The 15,951-nt window shown below is 59.4% G+C and carries 19 protein-coding genes; 11 read left to right on the top strand and 8 right to left on the bottom strand.

Annotated elements, in window-relative coordinates; translation table 11 throughout:
- The first annotated feature begins 1 nt into the window (after position 1).
- The 9 genes from DVU_RS13370 (at position 2) to DVU_RS13330 (ending at position 6,978) form a co-directional block, all read left to right on the top strand.
- Positions 2 to 1,201 (top strand): DNA circularization protein, encoded by a 1,200-nt coding sequence (locus tag DVU_RS13370; RefSeq protein ID WP_010940121.1) that lies wholly within the window; start codon positions 2 to 4, stop codon positions 1,199 to 1,201.
- A 122-nt stretch (positions 1,202 to 1,323) separates the two neighbouring features.
- The gene (locus DVU_RS13365) at positions 1,324 to 2,457 is read left to right on the top strand and encodes a phage baseplate assembly protein (RefSeq protein ID WP_010940120.1); all 1,134 of its coding nucleotides are present in this window, start codon (positions 1,324 to 1,326) and stop codon (positions 2,455 to 2,457) included.
- A 1-nt stretch (position 2,458) separates the two neighbouring features.
- Positions 2,459 to 3,097 (top strand): phage baseplate assembly protein V, encoded by a 639-nt coding sequence (locus tag DVU_RS13360; protein ID WP_010940119.1) that lies wholly within the window; start codon positions 2,459 to 2,461, stop codon positions 3,095 to 3,097.
- A gap of 1 nt (position 3,098) precedes the next feature.
- Positions 3,099 to 3,575: a phage GP46 family protein gene (locus tag DVU_RS13355; RefSeq protein WP_010940118.1), complete on the top strand. Its 477-nt coding sequence runs from the start codon at positions 3,099 to 3,101 to the stop codon at positions 3,573 to 3,575.
- An 8-nt stretch (positions 3,576 to 3,583) separates the two neighbouring features.
- The gene (locus DVU_RS13350) at positions 3,584 to 4,645 is read left to right on the top strand and encodes a baseplate J/gp47 family protein (RefSeq protein WP_010940117.1); all 1,062 of its coding nucleotides are present in this window, start codon (positions 3,584 to 3,586) and stop codon (positions 4,643 to 4,645) included.
- Between the two features lie 8 nt (positions 4,646 to 4,653).
- Positions 4,654 to 5,280, top strand: a complete 627-nt coding sequence (locus DVU_RS13345; RefSeq protein ID WP_010940116.1) for a YmfQ family protein — start codon at positions 4,654 to 4,656, stop codon at positions 5,278 to 5,280.
- Entirely contained in the window at positions 5,273 to 6,088 is an 816-nt protein-coding gene (locus tag DVU_RS13340) for a tail protein (RefSeq protein ID WP_010940115.1), read from the top strand. Before DVU_RS13345 ends, DVU_RS13340 begins: the two co-directional genes overlap by 8 nt.
- A gap of 9 nt (positions 6,089 to 6,097) precedes the next feature.
- Positions 6,098 to 6,637 (top strand): tail assembly protein, encoded by a 540-nt coding sequence (locus tag DVU_RS13335; protein ID WP_010940114.1) that lies wholly within the window; start codon positions 6,098 to 6,100, stop codon positions 6,635 to 6,637.
- Positions 6,638 to 6,696: 59 nt separating this feature from the next.
- On the top strand, positions 6,697 to 6,978 hold the full coding sequence (locus DVU_RS13330) for a hypothetical protein (RefSeq protein WP_223295111.1): 282 nt from the start codon (positions 6,697 to 6,699) through the stop codon (positions 6,976 to 6,978).
- A 305-nt stretch (positions 6,979 to 7,283) separates the two neighbouring features.
- Here the strand turns inward: DVU_RS13330 and DVU_RS13325 are convergent, their stop codons facing one another.
- The 4 genes from DVU_RS13325 to dcm are packed head-to-tail and all read right to left on the bottom strand — an operon-like array spanning position 7,284 to position 10,095.
- Complete coding sequence (locus DVU_RS13325; RefSeq protein ID WP_010940111.1) at positions 7,284 to 7,712, bottom strand: HIT family protein; 429 nt, start codon at positions 7,710 to 7,712, stop codon at positions 7,284 to 7,286.
- Positions 7,713 to 7,719: 7 nt separating this feature from the next.
- Entirely contained in the window at positions 7,720 to 8,583 is an 864-nt protein-coding gene (locus DVU_RS13320) for a hypothetical protein (protein ID WP_010940110.1), read from the bottom strand.
- A 16-nt stretch (positions 8,584 to 8,599) separates the two neighbouring features.
- Entirely contained in the window at positions 8,600 to 9,010 is a 411-nt protein-coding gene (locus tag DVU_RS13315; RefSeq protein WP_010940109.1) for a very short patch repair endonuclease, read from the bottom strand.
- An 8-nt stretch (positions 9,011 to 9,018) separates the two neighbouring features.
- Positions 9,019 to 10,095, bottom strand: a complete 1,077-nt coding sequence (gene dcm, locus DVU_RS13310) for a DNA (cytosine-5-)-methyltransferase (RefSeq protein ID WP_010940108.1) — start codon at positions 10,093 to 10,095, stop codon at positions 9,019 to 9,021.
- Between the two features lie 139 nt (positions 10,096 to 10,234).
- Between dcm and DVU_RS13305 the strand changes: the two genes are divergently transcribed.
- Positions 10,235 to 11,434, top strand: a complete 1,200-nt coding sequence (locus DVU_RS13305) for a type II restriction endonuclease (protein WP_010940107.1) — start codon at positions 10,235 to 10,237, stop codon at positions 11,432 to 11,434.
- Positions 11,434 to 12,135, top strand: coding sequence for a RipA family octameric membrane protein (locus DVU_RS13300; RefSeq protein ID WP_010940106.1), 702 nt, complete (start codon positions 11,434 to 11,436; stop codon positions 12,133 to 12,135). Before DVU_RS13305 ends, DVU_RS13300 begins: the two co-directional genes overlap by 1 nt.
- A gap of 108 nt (positions 12,136 to 12,243) precedes the next feature.
- Here the strand turns inward: DVU_RS13300 and DVU_RS13295 are convergent, their stop codons facing one another.
- The 4 genes from DVU_RS13295 to DVU_RS13280 form a co-directional block, all read right to left on the bottom strand.
- Positions 12,244 to 12,768: a YwgA family protein gene (locus tag DVU_RS13295; protein ID WP_010940105.1), complete on the bottom strand. Its 525-nt coding sequence runs from the start codon at positions 12,766 to 12,768 to the stop codon at positions 12,244 to 12,246.
- Positions 12,769 to 14,106 (bottom strand): HD domain-containing protein, encoded by a 1,338-nt coding sequence (locus DVU_RS13290; RefSeq protein ID WP_010940104.1) that lies wholly within the window; start codon positions 14,104 to 14,106, stop codon positions 12,769 to 12,771.
- A gap of 71 nt (positions 14,107 to 14,177) precedes the next feature.
- A complete protein-coding gene (locus DVU_RS13285; protein WP_010940103.1) occupies positions 14,178 to 15,251 on the bottom strand; it encodes a type I restriction endonuclease in 1,074 nt (357 codons plus the stop codon).
- A 112-nt stretch (positions 15,252 to 15,363) separates the two neighbouring features.
- Positions 15,364 to 15,789: a helix-turn-helix domain-containing protein gene (locus tag DVU_RS13280; RefSeq protein WP_014524577.1), complete on the bottom strand. Its 426-nt coding sequence runs from the start codon at positions 15,787 to 15,789 to the stop codon at positions 15,364 to 15,366.
- Positions 15,790 to 15,951: the final 162 nt, after the last annotated feature.

The raw sequence follows: 15,951 nt of genomic DNA, 5'->3' as shown, positions 1-15,951 counted from the left end.
CATGCAGAACACACCCGCATGGCGCAGGAACCTGCGCGAGGCCAGCTTTCGGGGCGTACCCTTCTACGTCGACGCCCGCGACATGGAGACCGGCAGGCGCACCGCCCTGCACGAGTTCCCCGGGCGCGACATCCCCTATGTGGAAGACCTCGGGCGCAAGGCGCGCACCATCTCGGTAGAGGCGTATGTGCTCGGCCCGGACTACATGCCCGGGCGCGACGCCCTGCTCGATGCCTGCGAGAAGGCAGGGCCGGGCCGACTGGTCGTGCCGTGGACGGGTGAGGTCGCCGTCGTATGCACCGGCTGCCGTCTGCGCGAGTCGCGGGCCGATGGTGGCATGGCCGCCTTCAGCCTGTCCTTCGCCGAGGCGGGCGAGGCTGCCACCCCCGCCGGGTCTGTCAGTTCATCCCGCCGGGCGGACTACCGGGCCGACAATGCGCTGGCCGTGGCAGGCAGGCGTCTCGACCGCGACCTGTTGCGTGACGGCATGCCCGCAGGTGTGTTGTCCGACGCGCTCATGGCCATGCGTTCGGTGGCGGATGATGTCGCCTCGTACCGTTCCGTCTACGGCGACCCTTCGGGACTGGCCGGACATGTAGCAGCCCTTTCCGGGCTTTCCCTCTCGGGCTTCGCGGCCCTTTCGCCTTCCAGCCTGCTGTTGCCCCTCTTCGGCGACAGTGCAGGCATTCCCGCTTCAGGGCATGGGCAGCGCTCGCGCGAGATGCTCTCCGTTGCGGGGGCGACACCACAGGTGACCATGCCCGCCGGGGCCGGGCGCGTGCGTACAGTGCAGGCCGAGAACCGCATGGCCATCGCCGCCTATCAGCGACAGGCCGCCGTGGCCGAGGCGGCACGGTCGGCTGCGCTCTCCGCCCCGGAGTCGCGGCGCGAGGCTGCCACACTGCGGGCCGACGTGTGCGACGCCATCGACGGGGTACTGGACGATAGCCGCGATGATGCCGTGCATACCTCGTTCACCGACCTGCGTACCGCCACGGTGCGTGCCCTGTCCGAAAGCGGCGGTTCCGCGCCGGAGGTCATCACCGTAAGGCCGCCTGTGGTGCTGCCCTCGCTGGTGGTGGCCCACAGGGTGGAGCACGTGGCCGCCCTCGATGCCGAGCACGACCTGCTGCGGCGTAACGCGGTGCGGCACCCCGGCTTCCTGCCCGCTGAAGAACTGGAGGTGTTGCGCCGTGCGTAACGTCATTTCCTTGGGCGACGCAGTCGCGAGCGGTAGCGAGCAGATAGCGCAGATGGCGGGCCGCGAGGCTATGCCGCGCGGCATCATGCCCGACATCGAAGCGGGTAAGGAGGTTCTCCGTCGTGCGTGACCAGACCGACAGGGCCGAGCGCATCGCCCTCGACATCGACGGCGTGCAATGGCTCGGCTGGGAAGAGGTGACCATAACCCGCGCTGTGGATGCCGTGGCAGGTTCCTTCGACCTGTCGCTTGCAGACCGCTGGGTCGAGGGCATGACGGCCCTGCCGCTGGCACCCGGCATGCGTTGCTCCATCCGCGCGGGCAGTGATGAACTCATCAGGGGCCACATCGATGCGGTCAAGCCGAGCCTTGCCGCAACGCAGCATGCCATTCGCGTGTCCGGACGCGACGCCAGCGCCGACCTTGTGGACTGTGCAGCCCTGCATACCCCCGGCGAATGGCGGCAGATCACCTGCTCGAGGCTGGCCACAGCGTTGGCCGCACCCTTCGGGGTGCGCGTGCGATGTGAGGGCGCAGAGGGCGCACCCCTTGCCGTACACAAGATAGAGCCGGGCGAGACGGCGTGGGAATGCCTTGAGCGGGGCCTGCGCCAGCGAGAGCTTATGGCCATGCCCGGTGCTGGCGGCGAGATCGTGCTCGTGGCCATCGGAGAAGGACGGGCTACGACGGCACTGGTGCAGGGGCAGAACGTGCTCTCGGCCGAGGTCGAGTTCGACGCCCGCGACCGCTTCAGCGAGTACCGCGTGCTGGCCCAGCAGCGCGGTTCCGACACGGTGGACGCTGCCGGGGCTGCCTCGGTGGTGGCGACAGCCAGTGATCCCGTCATCGGTCGCTACCGCCCGCACGTCATCTCCGGGGAGACGCCCAAGGATGCTGCCACCGCCCGCCGCCGGGCGGAATGGGAGGCCAGCGTGCGCGCCGGGCGTTCCGTATCCGTCAACGTCACGGTGCAGGGGTGGCGGCAGGGCGACGGCTCGCTATGGCCGCTCAATGCCATGTGCCGCGTGGTTCTGCCGTGGCTGCGTATCGAGCAGGACCTCATGATCGGCAAGGTCGTGCACCGGCTCTCGTCCGGTGGCACCACCACCGCGCTCACCCTTCGCAGCCCGCTGGCCTTCGCGCAGGAGTTCGAGAAGAAGCTCAAGAAGGACAAGGACGGCAAGTCCGCCGACCTGCTGCAAGGGGCGCGCGAACTGTCTGAAGCGGAGAAGACCCGCATCCTCAACGGAGAATAGGATGGACCGCAACACCTTCAACAGGATGCTCGACCCCTTCAAGCGCAAGCTCTGCGGCATGGCCGCCCGTGCCGTGGTCAGGCTCGTGTCCGACGGGGTCAGGATGCAGGCCCTGCAACTGGGCCTTCTCGACGGCGAACTGGCCGACGGGGTGGAGCGTTTCCAGAACTACGGACTCACCTCGCATCCCCACCCGGGGGCCGAGGCCGCCGTGATCTTTCTCGGTGCCGACCGCGGGCACGGTGTGGCCATCGCCGTGGACGACCGGCGTTACCGTCTCGTGAGCCTCAAGCCCGGCGAGGTGGCCCTCTACACCGACGAGGGCGACGTCATCCACCTCATGCGCGACCGGCGCATCAAGGTGTCGACGCTGCACCTCGAGGTGGAGGCGCAAGAGGATGTGACCATGACCACGAAGCGTTTCGGCGTCACGGCTTCAGAGGGCGTTACCTTCTCCACTCCGGCCTTCACTGCGCGGGGGGCTGGCGGTGGCGCGGCCTCGGCCCGCTTCGAGGGCGCGCTCCATACCACGGGCGACCTCACCACCGATGCCGACGCCAAGGCCGGGGCCGTGTCACTCCGCGCGCATACCCACCCGGAGACCAACGGCGCGGCGACCCTGCCGCCCATCGGAGGCTGATGTGGCAGACCTGTTGCTGGCGTTCGGCAGCCTTGGTGCCGACCTCGCCCTGACCGACCTAGCCGGGGCCAAGGACCTTGCCATCGATGACGGTCTGCTCTCTGCCGTGGTGGTCAGCCTCTTCAGCGACCGCCTTGCAGACGGGGGCGACGAACTGCCCGCAGGCGAGGCCGACCGCCGGGGCTGGTGGGCCGACGCCACCCTGCCCAGCGGCAAGGACCGCATCGGCTCGCGCCTGTGGCTGCTGCGCCGCGAGAAGCAACTCCCCGAAGTGGTCGCCCGGGCGCGTGACTATGCGCTCGAGGCACTGCAATGGCTCGTGGACGAGGGGCGGGTGGAGTCCCTTGAGGTGTTCGCCAGCGTGGCCGGGCCGGGGCATCTGCACATCACGGTGCAGATGCGGCTGCCGCGCGGGGCTGGCGGGTGGCAACAGACGTTCGGCTACCGTCCGGACACGAACCGGTTCGACCTTGCATAGGAGGCACCATGCCCTTTGATCGTCCAAGTCTGCCTGCGCTGGTTGAGCGTGCCGAGTCCGACCTCTCGGCGCGGCTGCTCGACGGCGAACAACCCCTCCGGCGTTCCGTGGCCGGGGTGCTGGCCCGGGTTACAGCAGGGCAGGCGCACATGCTCTATGGCTATCTCGACTGGCTGGCGCAGCAGCCCTTTCCGGATACGGCAGAGGCCGAATATCTGGCGCGCCTTGCGCGGATATGGGGCATCGGCCGCAAGCCCGCCGTGGCCGCAGCGGGAACCGTGACCCTGCAAGGTCAGCCCGGGGCCGTGCTGCCTGCCGGGCAGGAACTGCGCCGTGATGACGGAACGCTCTACCGGGTGCAGGCCGACAGCCACGCCGCCGGCGCGACGGTCACGGCCAGCGTGGCCGCGCTTGTGGCAGGGCAGGGGGGCAACGTCGCCGCCGGGCAGTCGCTCATGCTGACCTCGCCCGTGGCCGGGTTGCAGCCCGTGGCGCAGGTGACGGGCCACGGCATCTCCGGCGGGCTGGATGCCGAAGACGATGCGAGCCTTCGCGCCAGACTGCTGCGGCGCATTCAGGAACCGCCCCACGGCGGGGCCGCTGCCGACTATGTGGCGTGGGCACTCGAGGTGCCCGGCATTACCCGCGCGTGGGTCTACCCGGGGCGAATGGGCGCGGGCACGGTGGGGGTGGCAGTGGTCGCCGATGGCCTGGCTTCAGGCCCCATCCCGGATAGCACGTTGCTGGCCAAGGTGCAGGCGCACCTTGAAGGCGTGCGCCCGGTCACCTGCGAGGTGACGGTGTTCGCACCGCAGGTGCTGACCGTGCCCATCACCGTGCGTCTCGTGCCCGATAGCGAGGCCGTGCGTGCGGCGGTGCGGGCCGAACTGCGCGACCTGTTCGCCCGCGAATCCTCGCCCGGTGCGGTCATCAGGGTGTCGCACCTGCGCGAGGCCGTCTCCGTCTCTCCCGGTGAGGAGGACCACGTCCTCCAGTCCCCCACGGCGGACGTCGTGCCCGCCAGCCACCAGATGCCGGTACTGGGCGACATCACCTTCGCCACGGCCTAGGAGCTTGCATGCGACCCTACACAGAAGACGACTACGCCGCGCAACTCTTGCAGCTGTTGCCCCAGGGCCCGGCATGGCCGCGTGACCCCGAGGCCGTGCTCACGGCCCTTGCGCGGGCGCTGGCCATGGAACCCGCCCGCGTGGATGCCACGGGCCACCGCCTGCTTGCGGAGATGGACCCGGCGCAGGCACTGGTCCTGCTGCCGGAGTGGGAACGTGTCTGCGGCCTGCCTGACGGATGCTCGCAACCGGGCGAGACCATCGCCGAACGCCGCGAGAACGTGGTGCTCCGTCTCTCCGCCCGTGGCGGGCAGACCCCGGACTACTATGCGGAACTGGCGACACTGCTGGCCGGGGGCGTCTGCACCGTGCGGGAGTACCGGCCTTTCAGGGTGGGGCATTCCGCCGTTGGCCAGCCTCTCTCCAATGGGGCGTGGGTGCATACCTTCACCATCGGTGCTCCCTCCGTTCCGGTGCGGGGCTTCGCCGTGGGTGCCGGTGCGGCAGGCGAACCCCTGCGCCGCTGGGGGCATGAGCGGCTCGAGTGCGTCATCAGGCGGCTGAAGCCCGCGCACACCCATGTGATCTTCACCTACGGCGCAGCCAGCGCCCAGCAAGGAGCGACCCATGCATAGAATCGACGGCCCCGGTGCCACGCAAGACAACCGTTTCACCGATGGCGACCCCACGGCAGGCATTCCGCCAACCATCGTCACCGACGACTGGGCCAACGCGGTGCAGGAAGAGCTTTCGGGCGTCGTCGAAGGCGCGGGCCTCACGCTGGACAAGGCGAAGCACGACCAGCTGAAGGCCGCCATCACCAAGATGATCACCGACCGGGCCGCACCGCTGGCCACCACGGAACAGGCGGGGCTTGTGGAACGCGCCACTGATGCCGAAGCGCAGGCCGGAACGGACGGCGAACGCTATGTGACGCCGAAGCAGCTGGTTGCAGTCATGCGCGACATGTTGGGCGGAGCCATTATCGAGTGGGAAGCCGCAGCCATCCCAACGTTGACCGATGGCAAGCCTCTTGGGCTTGAACTGAACGGAAGCGTCGTGTCGCTGGCAACCTTTCCCCGTCTGCTGCGAAAATGGGCAGGAGCAGGCAGTAATGCCACAACTCCTGCATGGTTCAGATGCACGGCGGATGGTGTTCGTGACGCGGCAGGTGCCTATATCCGGCTGCAAGACCGCCGAGCCGAGTTTGCGCGCGGGTGGGACCATGGACGCGGCGTTGATACCGGGCGTGTGTTGGGAAGCGCACAGGGGCACATGATCGAGTCGCATCAGCACGACCTGCGGGCGTCGCGGGTCGGAACCGCAGGGTCAACAGCGTGGGCGTATTCCGGCATCACGGGTGAGAACCAGCTGACCATGCCTACAGGCGGTATTGAAACGCGGCCCCGCAACGTTGCCGTTATGTACCTCATCCTCGTCTAGGAGCACCCCATGCCTACGATTCACACCTATGATGCCCGTACCCGCGAATATCTGAAGACCATCGACTGGACGCCCCCGAACGAGTGGGTGGCCCTGCCTGCCGATGCCACGACGCTACAACCTCCGGCACAGCGCGAAGGGTTCGCCCGTGTGCTGAACCTTGCGGGGGACATTTGGGAACACATCGAAGATCACCGGGGCAAGGCGGGTTACGTCGAAGGACAGCCCCACACGGTGCGCGACCTTGGGCCGCTGCCTGCCGGATGGAGCGATACCGCCCCTGAAGTGCCGCTGGCCGACACCAAGGCCGCCAAGCGGGCGGAGATCGCCGTCGGGCATGATGCCGCCCTCGCGGGAGTGGTCGCCATCTCCGACCCCACGCCCACCGTGGTGGCCGTTGAGGCGGCGCTGCTGGCTACCACCGACCCCACCGGGCTGGACTACGCCCGGCAGAAGCTGGCCGCGCGCCGGGCTGAACTTGAAGCACAGGTCGAAGCTGCACAGACGGTGGAAGCGGTCATGTCCGTGGTGGTGAGCTATCCGGTGTAGGCGTACCATCGTTGCTATGGCCTCTACTGGGGGGCGACGTTCCGCGCTATGATGCCTTCATGCGTGAACCGTTCGACCCCCACAAGAGGCTCTTCAGCCTTGGCTGTACGCCGTGCCTGCACCGCAAGCCCGACGGAACGCCCTACATCTATCTGCGCTACTGGCGGCGTGTCGTACCCGGAGAGCGCCGCAAGTGCGAGTACATCGCCGAGATGTGGCGCAGGCTGCTCATCCTGCAACTGGACGTCCGCAAGGGCCAGCAGCCGCGTAGCGTGCGTGCGTTGCTGGCCCACGGCAACATAGAGGTGCGGCAGGGCCGGTATGTGCGGCCGGCGGGGTAAGGGCAGTACCAACTGCTGCATAGTAGCACTCTATGTCTTTTCTGGCTGCGCTGGTCGTTGGGGGGATCCGCCGAACCGTGCCTGAAGTAGCCGTCGGTTTCCGTTGAGCCTCTGCTGGCGAGCGCGCTAAAAACGCGACAAGCGCCACATGACGAAAGCGGATACAATTTGCCACAAAAACACCATGTCGCCTTTGGTGAAATGCATGCTGCCTCCATGTCTAGTGGGCATGGCGTCAGGTGCTAGCTGCTGCCATGTTTTCCTCCCTTTAGATATGGAGCCTATGCATATCTTTGTCACTTCCCTTAAATGACAGTGTTTTTTGTGAGTGGTGGTGATGGGTAGGCCATGCGGTGGGGGATGACGCCCCGCACGCCACCGCGTGGGTCGGGCGTGTCGCCTTTGCGTCTGGGAATGAGATGTATGTGGGCGTGAAAGATCGTCTGTCCGGCATCCTCGCCACAGTTCACACCGACATTGAAGCCGCTGATCGAGGCATCGGCACTGGCCAGTTCATCGCGCAGTTCGCGCAACAGGGCGTCGGCGTCGCGTTTTTCGGCCTGCGTCAGGCTGAAGTAGTCTTCGGTGTGGCGCTTGGGGATGATGAGTAGATGCCCCTCTGTCACTGCATACTTGTCGCGGATGGCGTAGCAGGTGGCGTTCTCGCGCACCATGTGCGGGGAGTGCTGCAGGGCGCAGAAGATGCATTCCTTCGAGTGGTCTTTCATGTCCATGGTGTGGTCAGCAGAAGGTGAAGCCGGCTTCGATCATGTCCTTTGCTAGGGCGTCCATATCGCTCTGGCTGCCGTTGACCTCAGGCACGAAATAGCGAGTCCTGTCATCGTCCAGAAGTTCGTGCAGGCGTCGCAGCAAGTGCCGTTTCAGCTCTGGGCCGAGCCATGTATCCAGCGTGCCATAGTGGGCCTGCATGCCCCCTCGCTTGTTCCGTTTCTTGCCCCACATGTGAACCGAGGTGATGCGGTGGCGGCACTCCATGAGAGGGGTGAGTACCCTGTCGATGTCGTCTTCGGTCCGTGGGGCAGGGCCGAAATGGGCGGAGAAGAGCTGCGGGACATCAAGGCAAAGATTGAGCGAAAGGTCTGTTGCGTCAAGCAGGTCTGTCAGCGCCAGCAAATCTTCACGGCGGCTAACAAGAAATTTGCCACCGGTGTAGCGCGTGCCATGACGATTCTCGATTACGATCAGGCTGGAGGGATACACTCTTGCAATTTCAGACTCAAACGCTTTGTAACGCAAGATAAGGTCACTGAATGAAGGGCAGTAATCATTGAAGGGGGGGTGGATCTCGATCACTTCGGGAGGCATGGCTTCTTGGGTCAACTCAATCACAAAGGCTGCGAACTGGTTTGCCCACTCCTTGCTTTTCCAGAGTTGCGGGATACCTCGCTGGTGTGCTGCCGTGATGGCACCCAAGGCATTCAGGGCCGTGTTCCTGAATTGCCGACAACCTGCAGCATATTCTGTATGAAGGCTGTAAGAGCCTGCTACCGAAAGACCTTTGACATCAAAGTGGGCAGCTGCCTCCTGGAGGGTTGCGGGGCCGAAAGGCCATGTCCGCTTGTGATAGCCCACGATTTTAAGCATGGCTCCTCCCTGCCGGTTATCCCTGTCCCGTGATTGCGTCTGGCAGCCAGGAGAGTTCTCCTGCCCTGATCTGGCATTCCCAGATAATGATGACCCGCCAGCCAGCCTCGGCAAGAGCTGTTTCATTTCTGCGGTCTCTCTCCACATTGGCGGCAAATTTGCTTTCCCAGAAGTCGACTCTTGTTGCCGGGAAGGAAGCAAGATTGCAGCCTTCATGGCGATGCCAGAAGCATCCGTGAACAAAAATGATAGCCCTGTAGCGTGGGAGTACGATGTCCGGGCAGCCGGGGAGATCCTTGCGATGGAGTCTGAAGCGAAACCCCGCTGCATGAAGATACGACCGGACAAGTCTTTCCGGTTTTGTGTTGCGCCCCTTTATGCCGGACATCATCCGGCTGCGCGTTGCGCTGTCAACGATGTCCGCCATGGTGATTGTCAGATGGCACCGTTGCGCTTCAAGGCTTCTGCCATTGCCCGGGCAATGGCCTTCACAACTGGAACGGCGACCGAATTCCCGAACTGTCTGTAGGCCTGACAGTCAGAGACTGGCTGCGGATGCGCCTCATCCCTTCTGTCAAACCAGCGCTGGCACTCCTTCGGAAAACCCATCAGTCTACAACACTCCAGGGGGGTCAGGCGTCTAGGCCGCGGCCTGTCCGGCTGGGCAACAAGAATCTCTGCCCCGTCCTTATGGTAACGGGCAGAGAGAGTGCGAGTCGTCTGTCCTGCGAAGGGGGGGGTGATCATGCCGTAGCCAAAGCCCTGGCCCTTGGCCGCGTGATTAGCTTTGTGCCTCACCAGGGTATTCCACGTTCCCGGTCCCAGTGTGTATTTTTCAGGCACGTCCGGCTCGATCACGCTTTCAAGGTCTTTCTGGGACCCCCGCCTGGAGACCTTCCCAAAGTCGAAATCCTTCACATCCCATTTCTGCGCGCCAGCAGGGCAAGCCTCCGGCAGGCGAAAGCCGACCATGAAGATACGTTCCCGATGCTGGGGAATCCAGTCACGGGCATCAATGACACGGTAGTGCATCCTGTAGCCGAGTCCCTCAAGAGACTCCCGGATGACACGGAACGTTCGCCCGGAATCGTGGCTACACAGATTCTTGACGTTCTCAAGCATGAAGGCCTTGGGCCGCTTGCTCTTGATGATCTCCTTCACGTTGAAGAAGAGGGTTCCCTGCGTGGGGTCGTCGAAGCCGTGAGGTCGGCCTAGTGACTGCTTCTTTGATACGCCTGCCAGAGAGAACGGCTGACAGGGAAAGCCGCCGGTAAGCACGTCGTGATCTGGTACAAGGTGCGGAGGTAGCTTAGTGATATCGCCAGGAGGCGAAACAGACATGATTTCTGAGAAATCGGGCGATTCACCAAAGAAGGCCCGATAGGTTTTCTGGGCATACTTGTCGTATTCGGCCGACATGACACAACGGCCCCCTGCAGCTTCGAAGCCTAGCCTTATGCCGCCAATGCCAGCAAACAGGTCGATGAAGGAAAAAGACAGTTGGGAAGTCATATGGGAAGGCTCTTACGGCATAGCTCGCAACAAGAAAAGCACTCAGATGGGAGGCGATCTCTGTAGTTGCATGATTCAGGTTTGTATCGTAACCCAATAGCGAGTGTAAGATAAGTCTTTAACAACTGATGGTTACGGTATGCGTTTGTCAGATCTGTTTCTTTGCGTGGCCGCCAAGCGTTTGCGGGCCGTGGAAGCCGAACCTGCCCGATCGAACCAGCATGAGTTCAATGGTGTGGCTGCGCTTCGCAATATGCTGGGGGATGACCGGAGAACCCTGGCTGCCCGCTTCATCCTTCTGGGTGACGACGAGTCGCCTCTCGCCTGTGATGGCTCCCTTACGTGGTATGATGCAAGGGAACGCCATGCTACACGGACGGAATATCGCCTGTACTTCCCACCCTGTGAAGTCATGACCGAGGCCCGCGAGGGAGACATGATTGTCTTCGGACTACGCGAGGATGGCTCCATGCTGGTGATCATCGGAGCAGCGGGGACCACGGGTGAAAGCCAGCTATCTTGGCTGTTTGGTCTTTCTCCCGCTGCAGATGGCGGCTACGCGGTTGCTTCGCCTGAGTTGCTTGAGCAGGACATCGGTTTTGCCGGAAGCTACATCCTTGAAGAATTGGGAGTGGAAATTGCGGCTGCCGGTGATGATGGTCAACTGGAACACCTGCTGTCTACCTTTGGTTCTGCTTTTCCCCCTACAGCCGTATTTTCAACGTATGCCCGCGACTCACTCCCTCATGTCAGTTCGCTAGATGATCCGGATGGTGCTCTCGTGGCGTGGTTCGAACAGGAGGAGAGACTGTTCCGGATGTTTGAACGGCATCTGGTTGCCCAACGGCTAAGAGAAGGGTTTGGCGAGGATGTGGACGCTTTTACGGGGTATGCCCTGAGCGTGCTCAATCGACGAAAGGCCAGGGCGGGTAAGGCGCTGGAGAATCATGTCGAGCAGGTGCTCAAGGACTGGGGCGTACCCTACACGCGGGAGTGCCGCACCGAGAACAATTCAAAGCCCGACTTCATTTTTCCTGGGTGTAGCGAGTATCACCAGACGAATTTTCCACAGGACCAGCTTCGCATGCTGGCTGTCAAATCAACCTGCAAGGATCGCTGGAGGCAGGTGCTGGCTGAAGCCGCCCGCGTAAGCCGCAAGCATCTTCTGACACTTGAACCCGGAATAAGTGTGCAACAGACGACTGAAATGGTCGATCACGCGGTACAGCTTGTTATCCCGCGAGGGATTCAGTCTTCGTTTCAGGATGCACAGCGTGAAGAGCTGATTTCTCTTGGAGAGTTCGTAGGAATGGCTCAAGCCAATTTGTGGAGTAGCTAATGAAGTATTTAGATGTGATAAAGAAGGACTGTTGCCTTGAAGAGAACGATGATTCTGACCGTGAGCTAAAAAAGAAGTTGCTTGAAAGATCGTGGGCAACTCGAGAGTTCGAAATAGAGTTATACTGGAAGCGAGCTATATATTTCTGGGGATTCACTGCAACAATTGGGGCAGCTCTTATCGCTAGCATGAATCCTAAATATCCGCATCCAGACTGGTTCAAGCTGTTGGTGTGTGGGCTTGGGTTTGTTCTTTCTTGGGCTTGGTTTCGTAGCTCGCAGGGAAGCAAATTCTGGCAAGAAAACTGGGAGGCCCATGTAGATCTTGTGGAAGGCGATGTGCATGGCAAGTTGTATCAGGTAGTAATCAGGCAGGATGATGCGAAGGGACATCTTGAATGTGCCCCCTACTCTGTATCCAAAATCAATCAGGTGGTGAGCTTAGTGGTTGCTGCTGTTTGGCTTGTTTCATATTTATGTATATCATTTAGTGTTCTGTCGGATCCTCAGGACTGTAAAAATATTGCTTTTCCTTTTGATAAACTCATCTTTCTCATTCCTGGCTTCGCCATCATTGTGGGGGGGTACGTAGCATTAGAACGTTGCAAATATAAATATGAGTTTCTTGAAAAATTTCAAGGGGACGAAGGCTATGCATACCATGTGCGGGGTCGGAAAGGGGGGGGCGGGAACGCGACATGATTTCCTGATGGCTTTTTGACTTTTCTATTTGTCTGACCGTCAAGAATGAAAACGGCACCCCGGTGTGATGGGATGCCGTTTTCATAATGTTAAGTAAAAGTCTTCGTTTTACTGAGGAATGTTGTTTTCTATTCGTCTGAGGGCGTCAGCAATGCGCTCGTCGGTATAGGCCTGCCCCTTCCACGCCTTGAACTGATTAATAACCTCAGGCTCGGTCGGCTCCTCACCTGCAACGAGAAGAGCGTTGCGGCAGTAGAGGACAGTTCCTAGTACTTCCATTTCATTGAAATCAGGATTTCGTGACCCTGCTATGTTGTCATAGAGAGCGTCAACACAATTTCTGATTCGTGTTGCATCTTGCTCGCTGAGTTGATGCTCAGGTAGATCCACGATGCTGTAGGTGGTTTTAGTGTCAAGTTTGAGGCTGTCCCAGAATGTCAAGTCGTCTAGTAGCTTGGCTAAGTCTTTCGAATAGGGGCCGTATGTGTAAGGTTTAAAGCGCAAGCCGTGTGATACGCCCCAAGATTTGAGGAAAAAAGCTGTCTTCTGGAGGTTTATCTTGGTTAATTCTACACCTTTCGCTTGCATCGCTCGTAGCATTTCGCAAACGATTGCTTCATTTTGGTCAGCCATTTATCCCCTCCTGTCGACCTGAGTCTTGCGGCAGACATCGGCTATTACCGCTTCAGCTTCGGACTTACGTTTCTGACTAGTATAAATCCTGTAGATTGTCACCGGGCGTAGGGCGCGCACAATATTCGAGTGCTTGACAATGTCAACGAGCTTTCCACTCTTGGTGCGCACATAAATGGTCTCTCGGCTTGTGTCAGCGAGTGAATTTTCCTTTTCATCCGTAGATATTAGCTTCGATGCCGTGATCTCTTTGCGGCATTGGAAAAAGTCATCATCTTCGACGAAGTTTTTCGCTTTAAGCCGGCGAATAATTTTTTTGAAAACTTTTCCTCCCCGATCAACAGAGTCTGTCGTGTCGTAGACAGGGCATAGGTGTCCTTGGCGGAGTAGCATGTTTGCCCAGAGATTGCCCGTACGAGCCTCGTGCTTGATGTGGTTGAAAACGGAGTAGTCATCAAAAAATTCAAATTTTTGAAGGTCAACCTTTGTGTATGCTCCTTCCTCAACCGTTAGGCCTAATTTGGCATCATCGCACTTGGGTAGAAATTCTTTAAGGAATCGACCAAGAATAATGTCGTACCCCATTCGTGTCCTATGGTAAGGAACTTGCATGTTATAGTGATGTCTAGCTACGAGAAATGATTCGATAACGAATATGTCGCGCTCGTGGACAAACAGTTTTAGCTCATTGGATTCGTTTATAGCCCCGAATGCCTGCATGTAGCGCTCAAAATCATATTCTCCGTATTTGACTCCGCAGGCATGCGAATCGCGCATGAGATAGTCTGCTCTGTCTGCATCAAGATGGCCCGATATGATTTGATGGAGCAGCCTGTTGTCTTGGGTAACGCTGTCAGCCAAAATGCTTATGACAGGTTTGATGTGCTCTCCGAGAATAGAAGATATAGGAGAATAATTGGCAATGATGAATTGCCCTAGATGTTCATGTTGCAAAGGGTTAAGAATAAGCTTCTCTGCTGCATGCGAAAATGCGATATGGCCAATGTCATGTAAAAGTGCAGCATACCGTAATCGTCTAAGCATATTAGCTGAATCTATAGCTCGTATGCCATGATACGAATGTGTATTATTTAAGATTCCTGTAAAGATTTGTGTCGCACAATGCATTGCTCCGAGGGAATGCACAAAGCGTGAATGCTCAGCCGTTGGATATACATATTTTGTCAGTGCAAGTTGGTTTACTCGGCGAAGACGCTGAAAAATGGGGGTATCAATGATCTGAAGTTCATCGTCGGTAACCCAAATATAGCCGTAAAGTGGGTCTCGTATTTTTGTCTGAGGCTCAAGTAAGTCTCGCCAATTAACAGTTTTGACCACACCATTTCCCTCTTTTGATACAATTAGTTGTTTAGAGAATAGGCGACATGAGCCTCTCTTGTAGCCCGATGTCAAATAGTGTCATCGTGTCGCCCAGCCCCTTCTCGTAATCCCTCTGTAAAGGCATACAATCCATCAACGCCATCCACTGGGTGACGAGTCTCTTTCTTATTCTCGTCGAATAGACCGATGTACTTTTGTTTGCCGTTGAAGTGCAGTCTGCAGATGGGCTTACGGTTGTTGTCATCCAGAAGGATGGCGCAGTAGCTCTGGGCGTCACGCATGAAGATGCGTTCAGGCGCAATCACATCACGCAGGATGGACTTGATGGCGTAGAAGGCTTCCCATTCTTCCTGAGTCGTCTCTACGACCTTCTCCACGGGCTTGGCCTGTTCTTCTTCCGGCTTCTCGAAGGGTTCGGGGTAAGCGTTGCCCTGCATTGCGGTCTGGAGCCGTTCATTGATGATGTCGTTGATGTGGTGCTGGAAGGCGAGCTTGAGCTTCTCACGATAGTCTTCAACGACGTTGGCCCTGAACTGTCCGTGGTGCACATCCTTGGCGAAGTAACGGACGAGGTCGTCGGAAGGGGTCGCGAATTCGTCCGCGACCTTCTTCTTCAACTGGCGGATGTGCTTCAAATCTTGCGCGGCGGAGAGGGTCGCCTCGATGTCGAAGCGATCGTTGGCTAGCTTCTTCAGCTCAGGGATGAGGGCGTCCTCGATGGCGGCGAAGTCGAAGGTCATGAACGGCTTCTGGTCCATGACGTTGGGCTGGTCGAGGTCTGAGAAGAACTGGTACACGACGCCGTCGGTGAGGATGCCGATGCGAGCACTATGTGTCGTGTGGAAGTATCGGAGCAGTTGGCTTGCTTTGCCAGCGTCGAGCGGAGCACCGCAGCACTTGGCTTCTATCAGCATGACCGGCTGACCGTCGCGGATGACGGCGTAGTCCACTCGCTCACCCTTCTTCGTTCCCACATCTGCGGTGAACTCGGGGATGACCACGCGCGGGTCGAAGGTGTCATAGCCAAGGGCTTGCAGGAAGGGGAGAATAAGGGCGTTCTTGGTTGCCTCTTCCGTGATGGTGTGGGCGCGCAGTTCTGCGATCCGGGCCGCCAAGGTGTAGATGCGCTCGCGAAAGTCCATATTCTTTCTCCCTGTTCTAATGGCGAGTGTTCACTTCTTCCTGACCAAAAACAAATGCCCCCGGACAGGGGGCACTTTCTTTCCACCGCCCCGAAGGATTCGCAATCGACGTTTAACTGACTGCGGCTTCGGGCTTTTCTGACACCTCATCATCGGCACCGGCGGCAGTCAATGTGCGGAGCGCCATGCGTAGGGCGTCGCGAATTTCCTCTGGTGATGCGCCGTGACGAACAAGCATGGTTTCGACACCTTCGAGGCGTCTCAACACCGGGTCTTGCTCGGTGCTCACAGCTCTAGCGGTCTCGTTAGCGAACATTTCGCCAGAGCCGAGCAGGAGCCAGTAGGGGTTCACGGAAAATTCACTGATGATCGAAGCAAGAACCTTGGCGTTAGGAAGAGCCGCACCGTCAATATAACTCTTCAATGTTTGCGGGCGGATATCCAGTCGTTCGGCAATCACTTTGCGTGTGCTTCCGAGCGCACTCTCAAGAGATTTCAGGCGCGCAGTGAAAACGACGGTGTCGAAAGTTTGATTCAAGTGACGTTTCCTTGTTGCCAAATGACGCTTTCTTGCTTTATAGACGAACTTAACGCACGATACGTAGCAAACAAACGGCGACATAGCCTGTCAGCAACGAATCAGGAGGCCGCAATCATGCAATCGTCTATTCCAACTAACCTAACTCATCTTTCACGACAA

The organism is Nitratidesulfovibrio vulgaris str. Hildenborough, from assembly GCF_000195755.1.
GTDB classification, from domain to species: domain Bacteria; phylum Desulfobacterota; class Desulfovibrionia; order Desulfovibrionales; family Desulfovibrionaceae; genus Nitratidesulfovibrio; species Nitratidesulfovibrio vulgaris.
Note: the sequence above shows the minus strand (reverse complement) of the source record. Positions and strands in the feature narration are given on the sequence as shown.

Bases quoted from the DNA above. Each gene is read 5' to 3' on its own strand.
- DVU_RS13370 (WP_010940121.1), top strand. From the start codon at position 2: ATGCAGAACACACCCGCATGGCGCAGGAACCTGCGCGAGGCCAGCTTT.
- DVU_RS13360 (WP_010940119.1), top strand. From the start codon at position 2,459: ATGGACCGCAACACCTTCAACAGGATGCTCGACCCCTTCAAGCGCAAG.
- DVU_RS13350 (WP_010940117.1), top strand. From the start codon at position 3,584: ATGCCCTTTGATCGTCCAAGTCTGCCTGCGCTGGTTGAGCGTGCCGAG.
- DVU_RS13345 (WP_010940116.1), top strand. From the start codon at position 4,654: ATGCGACCCTACACAGAAGACGACTACGCCGCGCAACTCTTGCAGCTG.
- DVU_RS13340 (WP_010940115.1), top strand. From the start codon at position 5,273: ATGCATAGAATCGACGGCCCCGGTGCCACGCAAGACAACCGTTTCACC.
- DVU_RS13335 (WP_010940114.1), top strand. From the start codon at position 6,098: ATGCCTACGATTCACACCTATGATGCCCGTACCCGCGAATATCTGAAG.
- DVU_RS13330 (WP_223295111.1), top strand. From the start codon at position 6,697: ATGCGTGAACCGTTCGACCCCCACAAGAGGCTCTTCAGCCTTGGCTGT.
- DVU_RS13325 (WP_010940111.1), bottom strand. From the start codon at position 7,712: ATGGACATGAAAGACCACTCGAAGGAATGCATCTTCTGCGCCCTGCAG.
- DVU_RS13320 (WP_010940110.1), bottom strand. From the start codon at position 8,583: ATGCTTAAAATCGTGGGCTATCACAAGCGGACATGGCCTTTCGGCCCC.
- DVU_RS13315 (WP_010940109.1), bottom strand. From the start codon at position 9,010: ATGGCGGACATCGTTGACAGCGCAACGCGCAGCCGGATGATGTCCGGC.
- dcm (WP_010940108.1), bottom strand. From the start codon at position 10,095: ATGACTTCCCAACTGTCTTTTTCCTTCATCGACCTGTTTGCTGGCATT.
- DVU_RS13305 (WP_010940107.1), top strand. From the start codon at position 10,235: ATGCGTTTGTCAGATCTGTTTCTTTGCGTGGCCGCCAAGCGTTTGCGG.
- DVU_RS13300 (WP_010940106.1), top strand. From the start codon at position 11,434: ATGAAGTATTTAGATGTGATAAAGAAGGACTGTTGCCTTGAAGAGAAC.
- DVU_RS13295 (WP_010940105.1), bottom strand. From the start codon at position 12,768: ATGGCTGACCAAAATGAAGCAATCGTTTGCGAAATGCTACGAGCGATG.
- DVU_RS13285 (WP_010940103.1), bottom strand. From the start codon at position 15,251: ATGGACTTTCGCGAGCGCATCTACACCTTGGCGGCCCGGATCGCAGAA.